This is a genomic window from Paraburkholderia sp. A1BS-2L (genome assembly GCF_051125205.1).
Lineage (GTDB): Bacteria > Pseudomonadota > Gammaproteobacteria > Burkholderiales > Burkholderiaceae > Paraburkholderia.
Genome location: NZ_CP120428.1, coordinates 762,137 through 782,304 on the forward strand (window position 1 = coordinate 762,137; position 20,168 = coordinate 782,304).

A 20,168-nucleotide genomic window follows, 5' to 3' on the forward strand; every position below is an offset into this window, starting at 1 on the left:
AGAGTCTGCGGCGCGCGTCCTTGTCAGGCGCCTGAACGCCTTCGACCGGAATGGTGGTGTTTTTGTGAAGCTTTTGGACTGCCCGCGATTGCATGCTTAAGCCATACTATTGCACGAATTGAACGTTCCAAATTGTTTGCCGTAGGAAAAAATCCTCGAAAAATTAAATGCTTACAATGGGTCGATTGTACGATGGAGACGCAAACGCGTGCAGGCGCCTGCACGGCGCACACCGGAAAGGTGCAGTTTTTTAGCCAGCTTTTGGTCCTCCAACTTGCCGGGTACGCCACATAGTTGCACATTTTGAACGCGCGAAAATTTCAACAAGATGGAAAATTATCTTTAGATTCAATACTGCCCAACGTGTTTGCATGATGATAGACAAATCGCTTTCAGGCACGTGGCACGCCACGAACAAGAAGCATGCTATTTTCTCGCAACAACTTTTTTCGCCTTCCGCAGGCGACAAGCGCTTTAAACGATGACTGAAATGAGCGACGATTTGCTGGAGACCGATAGGGCTCTTAGCTGCACGGTCCACAGGGGTCTTCGCACCCTCTCAAAAGCCGGGCCCGTGGACCTAGGCAACTTCTATAGCTACGACCTGGCGACCGGGCTTTGGCCATCTCGAAGTGCCATGGCGTCCGCGCTCTCTGTCTCGGTTAGTCACATCTCCAAGTGCATTTCGATCAGTCGCCTGCCGAAGCCAGTCGTGGAAGCCTTTGGGGGCTCGGACTACGTCAGCTTCGGATTGGGCAAGAAGCTGTTGGACATAACCCGAAAGCTCGGAACCGACGAGATATGTAAGCGCGCGGCGAAAGCCAAAGCCTTGAAACTCGTTCACGCGAGCGACGTCCTGCGGTTGCTTGACTCCGGTGTCCCTCCTGCCCCCAAGAATCTGCGACTATGGGTCTCTGTCGAGCGCGGCGCGAAATCGCTTCGCATACAGGGCCCAGATGCCGAGAAGCTGATTTCGCATATCGACGCGCTAGAAGACGCTATCAAGGCGTGTATGTTTAACCTCAATCTGGCTCAACAAGTCAACGCTGAATTTATAGCTAATCTTCCACCCCACTCCGGGGACGGCGGTATGGCGTTCGAATCATTCAGCCCTTCATTTCGGAGAAAACGCCGAAAGAGGTAAAGGCCGGACCCGATCCGCGGCAACACTGCCGACGATCGACGCATTCCATCATGTTGAGCGCGTCTGTCAAACGATTAGCCGGCGTGCTACGCCATTACCGAATTGATGCCATGGGGTGGACAATCGGACTCTTCGTCGGCTCGGCTGACTTATGGTGTACCGGTAGCCCGCAACCATAGGCGTCAGTTGCGTGCGCGACGAACGACCGGTGCACCATGAGGCGAACTGCATCATTGGGTGTGATACTTGCAGCAGTACGGCGGCGCTCAAGTGCGTGTGGCTCGTGGAAGTGGCACGCCAGCAGGCTACCCAGATTGGAGCTGAAGCCCTGCGCAATGTCCGCTGCGTTGCCTGCGCGGGTCTCAAATCCCCTGGTCACAATCGCGTCTGTGGTTTTTAACGCCGACTTTGTGCCTGTACGCACGATGCAGGCTCGGGATCCGACGTTGGCGCATGCCGTACGAGTTCTCGAAGCAGCGTCGTTTCGCCAGGCGATCTCAATAGCGCTGCGCGCTCGCGTCGATGTGCGCCGGTCCAATCGCTGATAGAGCAGCGGTGAGGCGAGACGGGTCATAGTCATGCGCATCAGGAATTTTTCGTTCAATCCGCGCGGCGCTCACGCGCGAGCCCAGCTTCGCCGATCATCCGGAACCCGAGAACATTGGCGAGGCATGGGGAGTCGATCACTTCGATGATGACGCGCGGGAAGGCACGACGGATCGCGGCGGCGTAGAGTGCTATACCGCCGCCCGAAAGGATGATTGAGTGCACGTCGGGCAGGGGGGCGATGCGGTTCTGTAGATCCATCACAACATCGGCGATGATCGGCGCGGACAGTTCGATATACGGTGCAAGTTCGACATTTCTGCCATAAAAGAAAAAGGGCGACTTCTCGCGCAGAGCCTTATCAATGAGTTCGATCTCGTCGACTTCTTCGTCCTCGTCGCGTGAAACGAGCTTCGCGATGCGCCGGACGATCTGCGATGTGCCGCCTGGCATGCCACCGCTGCGGTTGTAATCCATCGCGAAGCCGTTCGCGTAGACCCAGTCCGTCGTGAAGCAGCCGACGTCGACAACCAGGTGCGCATCGTCGCGTCTGAAGTTGTCGCCACGACAGCTGGCCGCGAGCACGAGCGAACCAAAGGGCTGCGGGATGACCACCACCTTCTCGACGATGACGCGGCCGTGGCCGAAGTCGTGCTCGCCGACGAATCGCTGCTTCAGCACTGCTGAGTCCTTTTCAAAATTGCGCATGGATGCGCCGAGAACGAGCCGCTGGATTCGAGTGACACCAGCGAAGCAAATCGCGCCGAAGAGCAACGCGGCGTAGTTGTCGGACAGCACGAAGTCGTCTCCGAGCGCACGGCCGGTCCTGCCATAAGCGGCGGTGAGCGGGACGCCGGGGCCGACCTCGTAGTCGATGCGTCCGATGGTGATTTTCGCGATCTGGCGCACGGCGAGCATGCTCTCGCCATCACCCCAAAGCAAGCGGGGCGGTGCCAGCGGCGCAAGCGACGGAAACATGCCAGTCACAACCCTGCCACTGGCGGCGCGGAATGCCCATTTCGTATTGCCGTAGCCGACGTCGACTGCGAAGACGGAGGTATGCACGGTGTGTGTCCTGTTAAAGCGGTATTGGCAGGATTGAGGGATAAATCGAGGGCGAACGAATTCGATTGGCTTTTCCAAGAAACCCAGACTTGTATTCGGAAATTGCTCCGCAATGCAAGCAACGAGAGCGCAGAGTTTCGACTCTGCAACATTCAGTCTATCGCTCGCGACGCAACGTCAAGACGGCAAAATCTCGCGAAAACATGGGGTCTTTTGCTTGCTTTCGTTTGCCGATCTCAACCGTCCATCGGAGGACTCCAATGAAGTCGTGCCCGCGTTTGGCGGCGCCCTTGGCAGTCAGCCCGAAGCCGGCTTTGAATGAACGGCACGCGCCTTGACTTTGCAATGGGCATGCGATTCTGAAATCGGGCTGCAGTGACGCAGCCCGGCGGCATGCACCGTTGTATGCCCCTCAACTGGAGAAACAAACATGGAATACAAACTGATCGATGCCATTCTTCACGGTCAACGTCTGGGCGAGCCACTCACGTGGATTTACCTTGCAGCACTCGTTGCTGTGTCGATTGCTGGATGGAAGTTCGGCGAGCTCGCCTTTGAGGTTTCACAACAAGTTAAGGATGAAGACTGATGGATCGGCTCGAAAAGGCATGGGCCCGATTCAAGGGGTGGCCGTGGCTCGCACAGCGGGACGTTATCGCGGCGGCGCTCTACCTGCTCTGGCTGCTTTCGGTCTGGATCTACAGTGAGGGGCTACACGACGGGGCCGAGGTACTGGGTGTCGTCTCCAGCATCGGCTTTTTCTTCGCGATTGGCGGTTGGTACATCCTGAGGGGCGCGCTCTTCATTTTGGCTTGGTGGCTGCGTCTCTTCTAGCGGAGCCAGCGCACCCGATAAAGTTGAAACGACCGCGTCGGGCGCGAGCCGATCGGCATAACCGCTCATGCTGTGCGCCCGACGTCGCTTCCTCGCGCCGCTCGCTCACGAACTATTTGCGCGTAGCCGCCCTGGAGCGAACTGGCGGTCCCGCCCGTTACCCAAGCATTCGACGGACGTGGCGGGTCGGGCGATGCGCCTCACGTCTGATCAACGTTGCATCAGCAGGGCGCCCTGCGGTGTAAGTGACTCGGAGCCCGGTTTCTGGCGCGTCGTCAGAGAGCACTGGGGCGATCTCCGTCCACGAGTTCGGGCCATTGCGCACCTGACAAGTTTTCGTCCGTAGACGGCTCAGGCGTCTGGGCAAGCAGCCCGACGAGCGCGCGGGGTTCGAGGTGTGGGGCCGCCGCAATGCTCGCTAATTCGCGTCACCGCTCATCCGAATTCCGGATTGTGCAGGCGCCTGAACGCAAAAAACCGGAAAGCTCAACAAAAAGTGCAGCTTTCCGGGTTCAGCCGTGCCGGCGCCCGAAACGCAGGCGCGCTTACTTGACATCGAAACTGGCGCGGCAGACTGGATTCACTACCCCCTTTCATTTGGAGTGGACAATATGTCTGGTCTGATTGTACTTTTCGCGCTCGGCTGTCTCGGCTACTGGCACAGTACACGCTCAAGCAACGCGCGCCTTGGCGGCAGGCGCAATTCTGGGCATTTGGCACAATATGAGCCTTCTGCGCAGGCCAGGCGTGCGCAGCAGCGTGGTGAGGCGGGCGAGGCCGCCGTGCTTGCGGAACTGCGGCGTGTGCTCACATGGCTGTGCGGCGCTAACTTCCATCTGCATGACGGCGCGGTGCTCATCCACCATGCTCCGGGCACAGCCTTTCCGACCGCTGAGATAGACCATCTTGTCGTGACGTCCTTTGGCATCTTCGTCATCGAGACCAAGAACTGGAGCGGCTCGATTACCCCCGGGGCACATCGCGACGAACTCGTGCGCACGGGTGCCGACGGCGCTCGCGAGATCCGACGCTCTCCGTTAGCCCAGAACCGCACCAAGGTGGCTTTCCTCAGCGACAAGCTACCGTGCGTCTGGCCAATCGATGGTATTGGGGTATTCGCGTCACCCGATTGCAACCTGCACCCCGACCTCCCGTTGCCGCTGATTCACATCAGCGAACTCGGGCACTGGATGCGCCAGCGACGCCATGAGTTCGCCATCTCTGGCCGCAAACCGGTCAATGTGAAGACAGCGTGGCAGGCCATTTTACTCAACGCATCAATTTCGGAAAGTGAAATCGTCGCGCATCGCAATCGCGTACGAGATAAGCCTAAAGGTCTCGCTGACGATGGGGGACAATGATGAGCTGGAGTTTCTTCGTACTGGGTGTTGTGCTCGCTACTGCCGGTACGATGGTTACATGACGAAGAAGAGCCGTGAGGCCGATCGTGAGCACCGCTCGCGTTCGAACTGAACGGTCGGCTGCCGCGTCGGATTCAACTGTCCATTTCAATCATGGCCGCGCCTGCGGGTGCGGCTTTATCTATTTCTCGGCGCTTTTCATGCTTTCTATGCCTGGACTCCCGCGCCCGGTGCGTCAGGCACCATACCGGTCGGCTTCGTCGGCAAGACACGTAGGCAGGGCTTGCGTGATAGTGCACGAAAGGACGCTGCCTGCACTGGCACTTCACACGCAGACGTGCACGTGATGTGCCATCGCGGCTACAAAAGAGAGAACAAAAAGCGTCGTGCTTCAAGGCGATATCAGTTTTCGATATACGCCTTTTCCATTCCATTCTGTAGCTGGGATCAGTGTCCTCTGTCCAGACTCAAGCGCTTGGCTGGTGTTACGCCGGCTGGCACTCCTCTGAATTGATTCCCATAGACGTCCTGATGATGCTCTCCTGCGAAAACTTGACTTTGCGAATTTGGAGAAATACTGGATTGGCGAACGTCCTCCGGAACGGCGCTCGCTAACCTAGTTAGTCAGGAGAGTTGAGATGACACGTGAAGAAACGCCTCGATGCCCGCGTGACCAGAATGTCGTTAGTGCACCATGCGAATGCGCTTTCGAGATGCTTGACCATGGAGCAAGCGAAGAACGATGCACCGTCAAACAAACGATTGACGAATCCACAGCAGAGAAAGAGAACCACGGGGCTGTGGCTGGTTGCCGTTGCCTGCGTGACGTGAGATACGGTACCGCACGGGACAACTGGATAGCCTCTTATGTCCGTACAAGACTTAGAACGATGGCAGACGACACCTTCGCAATGTCACGCTGCACTGCTGAGTTTGCGGCACGCGCGGTGCAGGATCGTTTCCTCTTGGATACGGATGCCGTACTGAAACGAATCCTTGAACTCGCTGCACTTCGGTACCTGCGTGACGGCTCAAGTACGGTCACGCAGGAGGACGTCGAGGTTGCCATACGCTCTCTTGCATTTCCGCACCAAGGACAGGTCTTCGGGTGACCGGTGCTGGCGAAGGAATGCAGGCTGGTCTTCCGTGAGAGGCTTGGCCAATTGCTGTCGGACGCAGATCGGCGCACAGCGGATCGAGCCTGAACGCACAGCCCAACGGGTAGGGTATGGACTACTTAGAGTCATTCGTCAATCGCCATCATAGGTTCCGATGCCGGGGTGCCGGGGCTTTCGTAGGTGATCAAGTGGCATGGCTCGGAGCCTTTCGGCGAGCGAAACGCGATTGATCGCATGGGTCAACGGACCATGAGTGGAAGCGGCCCGTTGACCCTCCATGCGGTGGCCTCGTTATCAGCGGGAATAAAAGCCCTTAATCGAGCGCCCCCGTACGCGCGCGCTTACGGTTCGTAGTGGGCGCGCATTCGGCACGCCACTCGTCCTGCGAAATGCACGGTAGTCCGAGCGCTTTGGCGGCGCATTTAAACGTATCGGCGGTGCCCAACAGATCGCGCTGTGCAATCACCTTGTGGGCGAGTGCATGCACGATTTTCTCTGGCGCGCCGTTGAGTCGGGCCGCAGTCAATTCCGTTTCGAAATCGACCGTGCGGTTCAGTACAGCAGCAATCGGCATCTTGAATTGCTGTGCCTTCGCGAGAGATATCGACGCCGGAAGGATAGCTTCAGGCGATGCCGTGATTTGAGCTTCACGGGCGTACTCAACGACAGTCGGGTAAGCGTCGTCGAACCGGGCGTCTGCCGGGATATCGGTACCCAGAATCCGGATGCCCGCCGGAGCGACTCCCGCCGCGCAGATCGCGGTCAGTGTTTCTACGGCAGTCTGCTGTGATGCAGTATCCGGGGACACCGAGACAATGATCGTTTTCAATTCGACAAGAACGTGACGTCTTGCCTGGATAAACCCGATTACGGCGTTTCGATCTTCATGCGAGACGTCGATGATGCCTCCTCGCGGGGAAGTCATCATGGTGCAGTAGTGGTCCTCAAGCGAATTTTCATTTTCCGTCTGGGATGTCTTGCTGCTCCCATGCTCACCATTCGCATCAAGCGGGCCTGGTTTGAGAAGCAAACCACCCGTCTGTGCGTGAAGGAGTTGTGCTGCCGATGCTTGCGCTGCGCTGTTCGAGCTTTGGAAGTGAGCGACAATCAGATGCGTCATTGTTGTTCCTGCGATGGTCGTTAGTGAGTGGGAAATGAATTAAGCGAGTGGCTTCTTACGTGACAGAATCTTCGACGTGCGCGGGATCGCTCGCGCTCGCTTCGCGCTTGTTACGGCGTCTCGTGCTTCGGGCGAGCTGTGAGTATTCGAGTGGTCGGTACGTTCTCAAGCGGAAGGCATCCCATTGACGATTTTGAACAGGACGACGAACGCGTGGGATGACGATGGAACGCAGTATCTTGGCGTTGTAGCCAGCGTGAAGGCACACGAGAAGAACCGCGCTAAGCGCGACGAGGGCGTCGTCGACGTGACAATCCTGGTAATCGAGAAACGTTGCGTACGCGCGAAGCGACTCCTCAGGAATGTCGAGAATGGAGGACGGCGCCGTGTCGTGTGACTTCAAAAAATTTTCGAACTGAAGCCATAACGGCAGCAGTGTCTGAGCGGCTTTGTTGCTGCTATATCGTGATAGCGCAATGCGAACCTCCTCTGAGAGTTTGGATTCCAACATTTTTTATTTGCCTCCTTTAGACGTATGGGCCGCGATTTATTGACAATTGGTTTGTAATGCGAATTACATGAGTTTTCTCTGCTTTCAGGGTCCCGCGTGATTCGTCCGTACACGGCGTCCGCGTGCCGGCCCCCGACGCCGATGCTTCCAAGCATTGCCGTGCTGCACACGACTACCCGCGCTAGCGATTGCGGGCATAGCAGCGTTTTCTTTGCGAGCTTCTCTTAACGATACGAAGTCACTCGGAAGGTGGATCTTTTCCGGAAAGCGATGGCGAATCTGCCAGCAGTAAACATCCAGGATCATCTTCACTCGTGACGGCCCATGTCCAAGGCGGTCCGATAGCTGGGTCAGTACCTCGACAGGCGGTACCCCGCGATCGAGTGCGGCATTGGCAAAATCGACCGCATAAGTGAATCTCAGGCTGTGACTTCCGAGCTCTTTGCGCATCGGCAATTGGTCAAAGCGCGCTTTCAGGCGGGACTTTGCGCTTTTGAGGTCATCGTTGCAGCCGCTGATCAGTTCAAAATCGCGATCGCGGCAAAACGCCAGTGCAGCGTTGATTGCGTCGAGCGTCTCTTCGACGTGGTGCGCAAGTACCTCAGTACGACGCGGGCGTCCATTCTTCGCTCCGCGTTCGATTGGCAGACGTCGATTCCCCTCCAGAATCAGATCTCGCCACGTCTGCAGTGACTTGCCGCACATGAGCGCTTCGCGCATGCGAAGTCCCAGCCAGCGCATCAGGCGAACCACGTGCACGACACCGTCATCGAGCTTTTGTGCTGCGGCAAGCAGTTCGTTGAACTCCTGAGGTGTGCGGGCACGGTGCCTGCCATGCCGCTCGCGTCGCTCAAGCTGGAGAGCCCGGCTTCCAGTTGAACAAGACATGTTCTGTCCGGCCGTACCCTGTATTACTGAGAGCGATGCCCGATAGTTTGCGAGCGTGCCAGGCTTCATATCCCCGGCAACCAGGAACCAGACAAAAAACTCGAGCATCCAGTCTTCCGCTTCGTCGACTGCTTCGAGCGTGTGACCAATCCGAGCCATAAAGCGCGAAAACTCGCTCCAGTGCAAACGACGGTGTTTCTGTGAGTCTTTGCTTCCGCCGGCCTCGCGGCTCATTTGTGCGGCGTGGTTTACGCCTCGTGACCTTCTACCCATAGGAGTCCTTTTCTGTGGCTGGTTTTTCCGCCTGTACTTGACCTCATGCGCGGGCGGGAGCGCGAATGAGGACACCCTCTTGCCATCGTTGGCGATGGCGACGTGTCCGAAGAGGGCACGTGATTGAAACGAGCAGACTCAACGAGGGTGCGACGTTGAACTGCTGGCATGCGGGACGGCAAATCGGCGGGCAGAGGCGGTTTAGCTGAGGGTCCCCGGCGGGTGCCGGTGGAAAGGTCTGCGCGCTTGGAATCGAGAGCCCGGGGCGGAATGAACATGGCGCGTCGCATCGCGACGCATTCGATGTTCAATCGCATTCGTGTGCATGCAGCACATGGGCGATGACGGCTCGCTTGAGAGCGAGCACGAGTTGGGCGGATTCCCGGTAGAGCACGTCACACCGGGGTCGCGCTGGATGGCGGATGAAAGGATTGGAGGGCGCCAGAGTGGCGCGTCGCAGACCGAAGCGATCGATGAGGTCGTTCGCTTCAAGACGTAGAGGAGGCCTACTACCGTCCAAAAGCGGAGAATCGACGCATGTGGTTGATTCCCGGCTGTACCGGGAATCAACTCACGTCTTGGGATAGGCCCCTGAATCGGAAGAGGTCACAGTGCGGTTTCCGCGCGCGAAAATTGCTTTCCGCCCCGACATGCCGCACGACCTTTTGGGGAGCATTTGGCTCCCGCGAGGGCAAAAACGATGGGCGATTGGTTAGCCGCCTATCGACATCGGACCACGGACGACAATCTGGCCCGAAGCCACGCGACGCGAAACATTTCGTTGGATTTTCAGTGACTCCCGCGTGTAGCCAGTCAGTGCTGGCGTAAGAACTACGAAGTGCGGGAATGGCATGTTCCATCGCCCCCAAGGTTGGTCGAACCAGGAGGCATGAACAATCCGGAAGGGAACTGGAAACGCGTGCCGTCACATGCGCGCGCGATGACCCGTTCGGCTGGCGAAGAAGCAGCCGCTGACGGGGACACCCAATGAGTCTCACATTCCTTGGGCTAACCCGGGAGGGCTAGATCAGCATGTCAAAATATTCGGGCGATACGCCCCCAACCCCCAGAGGGGGTGGAAAGGTCGATGCTCGTAACGTGAGCGAACGGTGTGCAAATTAGATCCTGATCGCATGGTGGACGTCAAGCGTTATCTTCGCGCTATGTGGTCGTCCCCCAGGCGATTTCCGAGCCGCCATTCAGTGCGTGCGCGGATACCCATTCCGGTTGAGCGACGCCCACGGAAGGAAGCAGGAAAAAGTCTTAAAGGGAACCGGGCAAGGGTGAATGCCAACTGCCTTGAAGCATTCATCTTTTTGAGACGAAAACACCCCCAAACCCCCAAGAGGGGGCTGGCTAGGTCGATGCTCGCGATGCGAGCGCAAGTGCGCAGATTAGATGTCAATCGGTTGGAGACGTCAAGCGCTATGTGTGTAGACGGTAGGGCATTCACTGCAAGCTGCTGGGGTAATTGCTGTCATTGACTGCAATGCATCCAATGACTACACTTAACTCATCCCCCAACCGGAGGCCACCATGGCAGTCATGACCATTCGCAATCTCGACGAGCTGCTAAAGGCGCGGCTGCGTGTTCAGGCAGCCCGTCACGGGCGCTCGATGGAGGAGGAGGCGCGCGACATCCTGCGCAGCGCGTTGGCCGCCGAGCCACTGCAGGGCGACAGCCTGGTCGACACGATCCGCCGGCGCGTGGCGCCGTTCGGCGGGGTCGAGCTCGAGCTGCCAGCCCGTGAGTCGATCCGCGAACCGGACCTGGGCGTCGCATGATCGTGCTCGACACCCATGTGCTGTCTGAGCTGCTGCGCCCCGCGCCGGATCCGGCCGTGCTGGCGTGGTTCGGCCGGCAGTCGCGCATGTCTCTGTTCGTCACCACGCTTTCGCGCGCCGAGATGCTGTACGGCGTGGCGCTGCTGCCGCCCGGTGCGCGACGCGAGGGGCTGGCCGCAGCGATCGCGGCCATTTTCGACGTCGACTTCGCCGGCCGCGTGCTCACGTTCGACTGGGACGCGGCCGACGCGTATGCCGTGCTCGCGGCGAACCGCCGGCATGCCGGCCGGCCTGTCAGCCAGATTGACGCGATGATCGCCGCGATCGCGCGCTCGCGCGGCGCCGCGGTTGCCACCCGGAACGTGAAGGATTTCACGGGCTGCGGGGTCGACATCGACGACCCCTGGGGTGTGCGCCGCCCGGCGTGACGCATCGTCCGCAGTTTCACCGCCCCGCCGGTTTTCACCATCCGTTGAAAGCTACTTGTCCAGTGAAATTCCATGTTTTCATTGAATTGGTTAATTTCAGCGAATGTTGAAAGGGGTGCTTTAAATGAAAGGCGGAGAGAGTCGCGCTAGCGAGGCGCTTGAGCAGTTGCTCGAAAAGATTCCGATTATCGAGATCAAAGACATCACGTCCGAAGCCGCGTCCAGCCAATGGCAGCCGGACATGGTCGCCCGACTGCTGGTCGACGGCAGGCCGCATGTGATCGTCTGCGAGTACAAGTCGAACGCTCAACCACGATACGCTCGTCCAGCGCTGCTGGAACTGCGCGACTACGTGCAGCGAACTCCGCTCGCCACACCCGTCTTCATGGCGCCCTATACTTCTTCCGCAGTCAGACAACTATGCGAAGAAAAGGGCGTCGGCTACCTGGATCTGGAGGGGAACGCCCGCATTGCCTTCGGCGGCGTGTTCATCGAGCGTATCGCGGCCTGATGCCATGAGCCCACCTAAACCTCACGCAGCAGGGCGGACCATTCGAGTTGAGCGTCAAGCGGCGTATCAGCTTTGACGGCGAGCCAGTGGAGTATTGGGCCGCCGACAGCCTCCAGAGCTACGTCACCAGCCTGTACCGTGCGGCTGGACTGGGAGCCGGGGACAGCAGTCATTCCGGACGAAGAACGTTCGCCAGCCGCCTCATCGCTCAAGGGCACTCGCTTGATACGGTCCAGATTCTGTTGGGCCATTCGCAAACTTGACCATGCAGCCCCATATATTGACGTATCGGATCGCGAGTTGCGGGACGCTGTTGCAGCGGTTCCAGGTGTTGACGGCTGTGTAAATCCGACACTGGACGGCGGCGCAAGGTCGAGTAAATCGCTCAACAACGAACGGCAACGGCGGCCGATGCCGGCCGCCGGTAAGCGTCGTTTCAGAACGGGTCCGCGATATCATCAATGCCGCCGACGTTCGGAGGCGATCGCTGTTGACGGATCAGCTCGTGCAATTCGACGCCGTAGCGCATCCAGATACGCGCACGCAGATCGCTGAGCAGCTCAAACACGGCGAACGCCTGCTGGGGCGACCATTCGGTATCGATCAGGAAGTCCAGCCCGCGAGACAGGCCCGATGGCAGGTGCGTACGCCGGCTCATGACTTTTTCTCCAGGCGCGTGGCGTTACGCCTGCTGGCGCGTTGCTCGGAGCGCTCGCGCGCTTCCTTGACGCGATACGACTCGCCCTCGATTGCAATGACCTCGGCACGATGCACGAGACGATCGACCAGCGAGACGACGCAGGCCGCATTCGGAAACACCTCTGACCATGCCTTGAACGGTTTGTTGGTCGTGACCACCGTGCTTGCGACACCGTACCTGCGGCTGACGAGCTCGAACAGCAGGTCGGCATGGCGGTTCGAGTACGAGAGGTAGCCCACTTCATCAATCACGAGGACTTCAGGCGAAGCGTAGCGATGCAGGCGGCGGCGCAGCGCCGAGTCGCTGTCGAGCGCGGCCAGTTCGCCGAGCATCTGGCCAGCCGTGGTAAAGAGCGCCGTGTAACCATGGATGAGCGACTGGTACGCAAGGTTCAGCGCGAGTGTCGACTTGCCCACGCCGTTCGGCCCGATCAGCACGACGTTGGACTTCTCCCTGACGAACTCGAGTGCCATCAATTCCTCGAGCGCGACGCGGTCGATACGTTTGGGCCATTCCCAGTCGAAGTCGGCGAGGGGTTTGAAGTTACCCAGGCGGGCGTCGCGAATGCGCCGTTCGAGCGAACGGCGTGTGCGCTCCTGTTCTTCCCACTGTACCAACGGTTCGACCCACGACGCCTCGGCAATCTCGCTCCAGTGCGCCAGCAACCCGTATAACCGCAACGCATTGGCACGCTCCTGCAACTGCTCAGTCCTGTTCATCATCGGCCTCCCGCGTGAGCTGGTCATAGATGTCGAGCCGGTGTGGTGTTACCAGTTTGTCCTTGTCGCGCACGTGTTCCGGCAGTTTCACGGCGACCGGTGGAGGCGCGCCGCGCTCAACCCTGCGGCGCTCCAGCGCCAGACGTACCGGATTCTGGTGAGGCGCGGCGTCGCTCGCGAGAGTTTCCTCGATTGCCGCCTGCAACTCGGTGGCGCCATAGCGGTCGAGCAAACGCAACAGCTGCGCGGTGATGTTCCCCAGGTTGCTACCGCGCTCGGCCGCACGCAGGATCAGGATCCGGGCAGCCGGTGCGGCGCGCGTGAGATGGTCCAGGCCGCGATGATGACGGGCCTCGCGTTTGCGCTCGACGAGCGCATCGATATGCGCAGCGATCTCGACCTGTTCGCCGCGATCGTAGCTGCGCGCATGCTCGGCAACGACATCGGCGCCATCAAGGATGCGTACCCGGTGCTGATCGGCACGTACCGTGAGGGTGCGTTGCACGTGGGTGTGGGGTACCGAGTAATCGTTCAGGTCGAAGCGCGCATAAGGTGTCTTGCCGACTTTCACGGGCAACTGCAGTTCACACGGGTACGGGTTATCTGGCAGCACAAGCAGACTGGGTCGCTCACGCTCGAAGGCCTCGCGTACACTGATCTGCGGTTCCTCACGACAGGGACGCTCTGCTGCCAAGCCCACGCACCACTGTGCCGCCTGGGCGTTCAGGTCATCGAGATCGTCGAACTTGCGGGCCGCAAAGAAGCTTTCCCGTGCATACCTGATTGCCCTTTCGACGCGACCTTTTTCGTTGCCGCGTGCCACGGCCACTGGCCGAGGTTCGAACCGGTAATGGCTCGCAAATGCCAGCAGCGCAGGATTGAAGCGGATCGCATCGCCCTGACGCTCGAGCACAGCGCTGCGCAAGTTATCGTATTTCAGGACCCTCGGCAGTCCAGACCATGCTTCGAAGGCGCCCACGTGGCCCGCCAGGAAGCTGTCCATGCGGGCATCGAGGAAGAAGCGCAGCCAGATCTGGCGCGACCACGCCAGCACCATCACGAAGGCCATCAGCGGCCGGCGCGCGCGACCGATCTGCAGATGGCCGAATGAGGCCCAGTCGACCTCACCCACTTCTCCCGGCATCGTGCGCAAACGCAGATAGGCTTCAGGAGTCGGGCGCGGCCTATGGAGCGCGACCATGTGCCGGAAGTGGTGGATATTGCCCCGGTAACCACGCTCGGACACCATCGCATACAGGCGGCTCGCCGTGAGCGAAGGGAACTTCCTGAGCGTCTCATGGATGAAGGGCAGATAGGGATCTATCCGCGAAGGCCGCTGCACAGCGCCCAGCCGTGGCAGACCCGCCTGGGCGAGCACACGCTGCACGGTGCCGCGATGTACATGCAGCTGGCGCGCGATGGTGCCGCAGCGCCACTTCTCGACATGGTAATAGCGCAGGATCTGCGCCTCCAGTTCAGCCTTGATGGTCATGGTTCGCTTCCTCCTTTATCCGTAGCAGTACGAATTTCATGGAAGACCCGACGGCGTGATGGCCCATGACGCAAGAATTCGCATGCGCGGCAGCAGAAACGGCAATGCCCGGTAGCCAGCGGTGTAGCAGCAATCGTGGGGATGGCCACGCTGGCCGACGTCGTCGATGTCGAAGCCAGTAGAGCATCAGCGGCGGGACCAGTGGAACCGTGATGCGTCACCTTATTTCGCTTGTCGCGAAAGCGGCGCATCCTGGCGGCATGTGCAGAACGTCCGCGCCGGCTGCGCTGGTAGCGGCGGCCAGCCTCCCGCTGACTGGCCCGGCGGGAAGCCAAAGCGCAGTCGCGACCGCAGTAGATCTGGCCACGATCGCAACGGCGGCAGACGATGACCTGCGCCCGGCAACGGGCGCACACGTACAGGCGGCCCGTGGGCGGCTGCATTGGCGGTTCCTCCAGAACGCCAAAGAGGAGGAGTCGAACAAGGTCGACGGGCCGCGTGAGCAATGCGATACTGACCGCTCACACGGCTGTCCGGCCGGCCGACAGGCCTGCCATGTGGATATCCCTTGTGGAGGTGCGGCGCCGGACTGGACTTGGCGGTTGAGGCCGGCGCTGCGCCTGTTGTTCTTCTTCGGCAAACGCCTTTCTACCATGTGGACGGCATGCCCCGATGCAGGGCACGTCTCCAGTCGCCCTACGGGCTCCCTTCACCGTGCCCTGCATCAACATCCCGGTCACGATGCGTTGGTCATTTCCGCTAGTTCTTTTTTGCTCTCGCGTCACGCCGTCTCTATGTGACGCCGCCAGATTTGCGCGGATTTAGACCGCTATCGACACCAGGCGACGGCTAAAGGATCTTTGCCCTGCGGCCGATAAGAGACGGGATGCGCACCCAAAGCCGCTTGATTTCGCTTGCGAGCAGGCCTAGCATGTACATGCCATGTGCATGTACATTGAGGAATGGAAATGGCAACTGCAACGGAGCGGATCGTCGTGCAGGTCACGGCGGTTCAAAAGCGTGCGATCGCGCAGACCGCCAAGCGTCTCGGATTGAATGTGAGCGAATTTATGCGCCAGGCCGCGCAGGGGTTCACGCCATCCGAGGATGAGCAAGAAGTTCTTGCGCTGGTCGAGCGTGTGAACGCATCCACGAAGGAAGCGAACGATGCGCTCGATGATGCGCTTTCGTTCGTCGCGGAGTCGAATAAGCGCATCGCGGCCATGACAGGGGGCAAGCAGTAATGGGCGTGACTGACAAGGTATGGGATGCGCTCACGACCGTTATCAAGATGAACGACAAGGTGGTGTCGCTGGCTGGTACGGTCAAAGAGCAACAGGTGAAGATCGAAGGTCTCACGGAGCGCGTGATTCGCCTGGAAGCGACACTGGAACTTTTGATGCGCGCGGGCGGCGACAACAAGAAGCTTCCCCGCTCTTAAGAGGGAAACCGCGATGGACAAGCACCTGACGCTGCTCGACCGAGCACCGCCGCATAAGAAAGCCATTGGTCGTTGCTTCGTCGCCGTTGCAGTTGCGCTCGATGTAGAACTCGCCGTCATCGCACCACCAGGATAAGACTTTGCTGGTTCAGTTATAGGATTTTGTTAATTTCGCGAAGCAATCTGTCATGTCATTCTCGCTCAACACCACCGAACTGAAAGGAGAGGAGCATGCTGAGCGCCGAGCGAAAAGCATTTGCACGCGATGGAGTGAGCGTTTTGCGGGGCGTGTTCACTGATTGGGTGGACGTTTTACGCGATGGCGTGGACTTCAACGCAAAGCACCCCGGGCCCGATTTTCGCGACTACACCAAGGGCACGTCCTCAGGACGGTTCTTCGGAGACTATTGCAACTGGCAGCGTATCGAGCCCTTTCGCCGGTTTGTCGAGGAAAGCCCGGCGGGACGCATCGCAAGAGAACTGATGGCATCGAAGCGTGCACGCATCTTTCACGAGCACGTTCTCGTCAAGGAGGCGGGCGCCGACAAGATCACGCCCTGGCATCACGACGAACCCTACTATTGCGTGAGCGCCGAGCAGTCGGTGAGCATGTGGGTGCCGCTCGATCCGGTGCCGCGCGAAACCACGCTCGAATTCGTCGCCGGCTCGCATCGTTGGGGAAAGCTCTTTCGGCCGAGGAAATTCACCGGTGTCGCGTATGACCGCAACACTGATGGACTCGAAGAAATGCCGGACATCGACGCTCATCGCAGCAACTACGAGATTCTTGGCTGGGATCTGAAGCCCGGCGATGCAGTGGCTTTTAACTATCTCACGGTGCACGGTGCGCCGGGAAATCGTTCGGAGTCCGTATCCCGACGCGTAGTGTCGTTTCGCTGGCTTGGCGACAATGCCGTGTATGTCGACCGAGGCGGCGAAACTTCGCCGCCGTACCGCCATCTGGCCGATCGATTGACGCCGGGCGATCCGCTGCCGGAAGAGGAGTTTCCGTTCGTTTTCTGATCGCGCTTCGCGCGCAAGCGGCCAATACGTCGGAATGCGTTGGGTAACCGGGATAGCTCAGCCACCGTTATCATTCATGGTTTGAGCCCATACCCAGCGAGCCCGAATGTCGCCTCCATTCACGTTGCGCCAGCTGAAATACTTCGTTGCCACGGTGGACTACGGGAGCGTTGCGCAGGCTTCGCGAAAACTCTTTATCGCGCAGCCGGCGATATCGGTTGCCGTCAAGAGTCTCGAAGAAGGGTTCGGCACACAGCTCATCATCCGGCATCATGCGCAGGGTATTTCACTGACCCCAGCCGGCGCCAGATTCTATGAGCGTGCAAAGGCGCTGCTCCAGTCGGTACACGAGTTCGAGCAAAACGCGCTTGCCGATGGAGACGTTTCATCCGGCCGGGTGGACATCGGGTGTTTCGAGACATTCGCGCCGCTGTATCTGCCGAGTTTGATTCGCGGCTTCAATACGCTTTATCCCGGCATTGAAATCAAGGTGCGGGATGGAGATCAAGACGAGCTTCTGCAAGGGCTGGAGAAAGGTCGATTCGATCTTGTGGTGGTGTACGAGCTGGGACTCGACGAGACACTCTCCACTCATCCGCTGACGGCGGGGCAACCTCCCTATGTCCTGCTGCCGGCGATGCATCGGCTTGCCGGGGCCGCCAAGGTCAGTCTCTTCGACCTGTGCGACGAGCCGCTGATTCTGCTCGATGTCGCGCCGAGCAGAGACTATTTTGTCGGTCTGTTTGAACCTTACGGACTGAGCCCGAAAGTAGGGTTCAGTTCACCCTCGCTGGAACTGGTTCGCGGCATGGTGGGCCAAGGATTCGGATATTCCCTTTTGGTCACGCGGCCGCATTCACCGACCACCTATGACGGGCACGAAGTCGTTGCGCTCGAGATCGCGGAGTCAGTTGCCTGTTCGGGCCTCGTGGCTGCGTGGCTCAAACGCAATCAACTGACCGTGCCTGCTCGATTGTTCCTGGAGTACACCGCTGCTCGATTCCGCTCGATGTCCAGTTCCTGAGCCTGTTCGCCCGTCTCTGGCCAATTCAGATCAGCGCTTGATTCGCGGCTGCCGCGCGACTACGCAACCAGTTGATGCTCATGAATAGCACCACGGCGAACACAATCAGCATGGTCGCCACGGCCAGAATCGATGGATCGATGGAGTCCCGGATGCCGCTCCACATCTGTCGCGGAACGGTCTTTTGATTGGGGCCGCCGATGAACAGAATGACGATCACTTCGTCGAACGAAGTTGCAAATGCGAATACGCTTCCCGTCGCGACCGCAGGCGTGATCATCGGAAGCGTCACGCGCCTGAACGCGACCCATGGCGGCGCACCGAGCCCGGACGCTGCGCGCAGCAGGCTCTGATCGAAAGACAGCAGCGACGCCGTCACCGTGATGACGACAAACGGCGTGCCGAGCACGGCATGCGCAAGAATAACGCCGGGGTACGAATTCACGAGCCCGAGCGGAGCGAACACAAGATAGAAGCCTGCCGCGACGACGACAATCGGCACGATCATCGGGGAGATGATGATCGGCATGACGATCGAACGTAGCGGAAACTGCGTTCGCGACAAGCCGAGCGCCGCCAGCGTCCCGAGACAGGTCGCAATCAGCGTGGACGCAGCGCCTATCCCGACACTGTTCAGAAGCGCGAGTTGCCAGTCCGGGCTCGTGAGCGCCTGCTCATACCAGCGCAGCGAGAATCCCTGCAGCGGATATGAAAAGTACGAGCCGGAGTTGAACGAAAGCGGAATGATCGCGAGGATCGGCGCGACCAGAAAGAACAGAACGAGCGCGCAATGCACGCGTGCCCAGCGGAAGGCGACGCGCTCCGTTAGTACCGTATTGCGTTTGTCTTGCATGATCGTTCCTGTGTCTAAGCCCCGTTTCTCAACCGAACCGCAAACGGTCGATTCCGACGATGCGGTTGAAGATGAAATAGAAAATCGCGGTAAAGATCACGAGATAGGCCGATAGCGCGCCCGCGAGTCCCCAGTTCAGTTGCGTGTTCGTCTGGTTCGCGATGAGCTGGCTGATCATCTCGTCGCCCGCGCCGCCGAGCAGGGCCGGCGTGATGTAGTAGCCGAGCGCCAGCACGAACACCAGGAAGCAACCCGCACCAACGCCTGGCAAAGTCTGGGGAATATAGACGCGCACGAAAGCCGTGAAGGGGTGCGCGCCCAGCGACTTGGCTGCGCGCAGATACACGGGCGACACGCCTTTCATCACCGAAAAAATCGCGAGAATCATGTAAGGCAGCAGCACGTGAGTCATGCCGATCAATACGCCTGTGCGATTGAAAACGAGCGGCATGGGATGCGTTACGATGCCGAGGCTCATCAGCAGGCTGTTGACCACGCCGCCCGGTTGCAGGAGCACGTACCACGCCGTCGTGCGCACCAGCAGCGACGTCCAGAACGGCACGATGACGAACAGCATGAGCCGGCTGCTGCTTTTCTCGGGCAGATTCGCGAGCAGCCATGCGACCGGATAACCGAGCAGCAAGCAAAGCAAGGTGACGGTGAAGCTGATCGAGATCGTGCGCAGGAACGCTTCGCGATAGACCGTGGCGTTCGCCGGCAGCGAGACGATCGAGCCTTGAGGCGTCACCTTCGCATCTACGGCGTTCAACAGATAGTCGGGCGTCGGCGAAGTGGCGGCGCGCTTGAGCAGACGCCATGTCTCGGGCGAGTTCCAGCGTTCATCGATTTCGATCAGCGCCGGCTTCCACGCGGCAGGCGCATCATGGCGAACGCCGCGCGCCGTTTTCAACAGCAGGCTGCGGAATTCCGGTTGCGCGAAGTTCATGCGCCGCGCGACAGTGCCGAGTTCTCCGCTTTGCTGCGCGTCCTTGATTCCGGTTGCGAGCAGGGCGAACGTGTGTTCGTCGGGCACGCCATGGCCGTCCCATGCATCGAGTGCGCGGGATAGCGCTGGCATGCTGTCGGGCACTTCGCTGTTCTGCACGCTGCGGGAGAGCAAAAGCGCGATGGGTGCAATAAACGTAGATAGCAGGAATGCGATTAGCGGAAGCGCCAGCATCAGCGCTCGAATCGAAGCACGGCGTTGCGCCTTTTGATAAGACGCGCGGCCGGCGGCTCTCGTCGGAGAGCCCGTGGCCGGAGAACTGGCCGTCATGGGCTTATGGGTAGTCGCGGTCACAGCGGGCTCTCTTTCGATGGGAGTTTTACTGC

General features: G+C 59.5%; 24 protein-coding genes. 15 read left to right on the forward strand and 9 right to left on the reverse strand.

Annotated features, from left to right (window positions below; translation table 11 throughout):
* Positions 1–490: 490 nt before the first annotated feature.
* Complete coding sequence (locus P5W98_RS03355) at positions 491–1,144, forward strand: hypothetical protein (RefSeq protein ID WP_434718283.1); 654 nt, start codon at positions 491–493, stop codon at positions 1,142–1,144.
* A 600-nt stretch (positions 1,145–1,744) separates the two neighbouring features.
* On the opposite strand, the gene P5W98_RS03360 is transcribed toward P5W98_RS03355, so the two are convergent.
* The gene (locus P5W98_RS03360) at positions 1,745–2,755 is read right to left on the reverse strand and encodes a PRTRC system protein D (protein ID WP_434718284.1); all 1,011 of its coding nucleotides are present in this window, start codon (positions 2,753–2,755) and stop codon (positions 1,745–1,747) included.
* A 112-nt stretch (positions 2,756–2,867) separates the two neighbouring features.
* Between P5W98_RS03360 and P5W98_RS03365 the strand changes: the two genes are divergently transcribed.
* The 5 genes from P5W98_RS03365 (at position 2,868) to P5W98_RS03385 (ending at position 6,062) form a co-directional block, all read left to right on the forward strand.
* On the forward strand, positions 2,868–3,077 hold the full coding sequence (locus P5W98_RS03365) for a hypothetical protein (RefSeq protein ID WP_434718285.1): 210 nt from the start codon (positions 2,868–2,870) through the stop codon (positions 3,075–3,077).
* A 108-nt stretch (positions 3,078–3,185) separates the two neighbouring features.
* Complete coding sequence (locus tag P5W98_RS03370) at positions 3,186–3,344, forward strand: hypothetical protein (RefSeq protein WP_421042379.1); 159 nt, start codon at positions 3,186–3,188, stop codon at positions 3,342–3,344.
* Entirely contained in the window at positions 3,344–3,589 is a 246-nt protein-coding gene (locus P5W98_RS03375) for a hypothetical protein (protein WP_434718286.1), read from the forward strand. Before P5W98_RS03370 ends, P5W98_RS03375 begins: the two co-directional genes overlap by 1 nt.
* Before the next feature lie 611 nt (positions 3,590–4,200).
* Positions 4,201–4,950 carry a nuclease-related domain-containing protein gene (locus P5W98_RS03380; RefSeq protein ID WP_421042377.1) on the forward strand — a complete coding sequence of 250 codons (750 nt, stop codon included), beginning with the start codon at positions 4,201–4,203 and terminating at the stop codon, positions 4,948–4,950.
* A 638-nt stretch (positions 4,951–5,588) separates the two neighbouring features.
* Entirely contained in the window at positions 5,589–6,062 is a 474-nt protein-coding gene (locus P5W98_RS03385; RefSeq protein ID WP_421042376.1) for a hypothetical protein, read from the forward strand.
* Positions 6,063–6,381: 319 nt separating this feature from the next.
* On the opposite strand, the gene P5W98_RS03390 is transcribed toward P5W98_RS03385, so the two are convergent.
* The 3 genes from P5W98_RS03390 to P5W98_RS03400 form a co-directional block, all read right to left on the reverse strand.
* The gene (locus tag P5W98_RS03390; protein ID WP_434718287.1) at positions 6,382–7,188 is read right to left on the reverse strand and encodes a hypothetical protein; all 807 of its coding nucleotides are present in this window, start codon (positions 7,186–7,188) and stop codon (positions 6,382–6,384) included.
* A gap of 55 nt (positions 7,189–7,243) precedes the next feature.
* Entirely contained in the window at positions 7,244–7,699 is a 456-nt protein-coding gene (locus P5W98_RS03395; RefSeq protein WP_434718288.1) for a hypothetical protein, read from the reverse strand.
* Between the two features lie 84 nt (positions 7,700–7,783).
* Complete coding sequence (locus tag P5W98_RS03400; RefSeq protein ID WP_434718289.1) at positions 7,784–8,821, reverse strand: integrase domain-containing protein; 1,038 nt, start codon at positions 8,819–8,821, stop codon at positions 7,784–7,786.
* Between the two features lie 1,575 nt (positions 8,822–10,396).
* Here P5W98_RS03400 and P5W98_RS03405 point away from each other — a divergent pair.
* The 4 genes from P5W98_RS03405 (at position 10,397) to P5W98_RS03420 (ending at position 11,847) form a co-directional block, all read left to right on the forward strand.
* Complete coding sequence (locus P5W98_RS03405) at positions 10,397–10,645, forward strand: FitA-like ribbon-helix-helix domain-containing protein (RefSeq protein ID WP_434718290.1); 249 nt, start codon at positions 10,397–10,399, stop codon at positions 10,643–10,645.
* Positions 10,642–11,073: a type II toxin-antitoxin system VapC family toxin gene (locus P5W98_RS03410; RefSeq protein ID WP_434718291.1), complete on the forward strand. Its 432-nt coding sequence runs from the start codon at positions 10,642–10,644 to the stop codon at positions 11,071–11,073. The genes P5W98_RS03405 and P5W98_RS03410 overlap by 4 nt, the downstream gene beginning before the upstream one ends.
* Before the next feature lie 124 nt (positions 11,074–11,197).
* Entirely contained in the window at positions 11,198–11,584 is a 387-nt protein-coding gene (locus tag P5W98_RS03415; protein WP_434718292.1) for a hypothetical protein, read from the forward strand.
* 86 nt (positions 11,585–11,670) lie between these two features.
* Positions 11,671–11,847, forward strand: coding sequence for a tyrosine-type recombinase/integrase (locus P5W98_RS03420; RefSeq protein WP_434718500.1), 177 nt, complete (start codon positions 11,671–11,673; stop codon positions 11,845–11,847).
* Between the two features lie 173 nt (positions 11,848–12,020).
* Here the strand turns inward: P5W98_RS03420 and P5W98_RS03425 are convergent, their stop codons facing one another.
* The 3 genes from P5W98_RS03425 to istA are packed head-to-tail and all read right to left on the reverse strand — an operon-like array spanning position 12,021 to position 14,495.
* A complete protein-coding gene (locus P5W98_RS03425) occupies positions 12,021–12,242 on the reverse strand; it encodes a hypothetical protein (protein ID WP_434718293.1) in 222 nt (73 codons plus the stop codon).
* Entirely contained in the window at positions 12,239–13,003 is a 765-nt protein-coding gene (istB, locus tag P5W98_RS03430) for an IS21-like element helper ATPase IstB (protein ID WP_434718501.1), read from the reverse strand. Before istB ends, P5W98_RS03425 begins: the two co-directional genes overlap by 4 nt.
* Positions 12,990–14,495, reverse strand: a complete 1,506-nt coding sequence (gene istA / locus P5W98_RS03435) for an IS21 family transposase (protein WP_434718294.1) — start codon at positions 14,493–14,495, stop codon at positions 12,990–12,992. The genes istB and istA overlap by 14 nt, the downstream gene beginning before the upstream one ends.
* Positions 14,496–15,463: 968 nt before the next feature.
* On the opposite strand from istA, the gene P5W98_RS03440 reads away from it, so the two are divergent.
* The 5 genes from P5W98_RS03440 to P5W98_RS03460 all read left to right on the forward strand — a co-directional run bounded on the left by P5W98_RS03440 (position 15,464) and on the right by P5W98_RS03460 (position 17,983).
* Complete coding sequence (locus tag P5W98_RS03440; RefSeq protein ID WP_434718295.1) at positions 15,464–15,739, forward strand: plasmid mobilization protein; 276 nt, start codon at positions 15,464–15,466, stop codon at positions 15,737–15,739.
* On the forward strand, positions 15,739–15,936 hold the full coding sequence (locus tag P5W98_RS03445; protein ID WP_434718296.1) for a hypothetical protein: 198 nt from the start codon (positions 15,739–15,741) through the stop codon (positions 15,934–15,936). Before P5W98_RS03440 ends, P5W98_RS03445 begins: the two co-directional genes overlap by 1 nt.
* 13 nt (positions 15,937–15,949) lie before the next feature.
* Positions 15,950–16,072, forward strand: coding sequence for a hypothetical protein (locus P5W98_RS03450; RefSeq protein ID WP_421042365.1), 123 nt, complete (start codon positions 15,950–15,952; stop codon positions 16,070–16,072).
* Positions 16,073–16,167: 95 nt separating this feature from the next.
* Entirely contained in the window at positions 16,168–16,959 is a 792-nt protein-coding gene (locus P5W98_RS03455; protein ID WP_434718297.1) for a phytanoyl-CoA dioxygenase family protein, read from the forward strand.
* A 106-nt stretch (positions 16,960–17,065) separates the two neighbouring features.
* Positions 17,066–17,983 carry a LysR family transcriptional regulator gene (locus P5W98_RS03460; protein WP_434718298.1) on the forward strand — a complete coding sequence of 306 codons (918 nt, stop codon included), beginning with the start codon at positions 17,066–17,068 and terminating at the stop codon, positions 17,981–17,983.
* 25 nt (positions 17,984–18,008) lie between these two features.
* On the opposite strand, the gene P5W98_RS03465 is transcribed toward P5W98_RS03460, so the two are convergent.
* Together P5W98_RS03465 and P5W98_RS03470 are read right to left on the reverse strand one after the other, a co-directional pair.
* Positions 18,009–18,836: an ABC transporter permease gene (locus P5W98_RS03465; RefSeq protein WP_434718299.1), complete on the reverse strand. Its 828-nt coding sequence runs from the start codon at positions 18,834–18,836 to the stop codon at positions 18,009–18,011.
* Between the two features lie 28 nt (positions 18,837–18,864).
* Positions 18,865–20,112 (reverse strand): ABC transporter permease, encoded by a 1,248-nt coding sequence (locus P5W98_RS03470; RefSeq protein ID WP_434718300.1) that lies wholly within the window; start codon positions 20,110–20,112, stop codon positions 18,865–18,867.
* Positions 20,113–20,168: the final 56 nt, after the last annotated feature.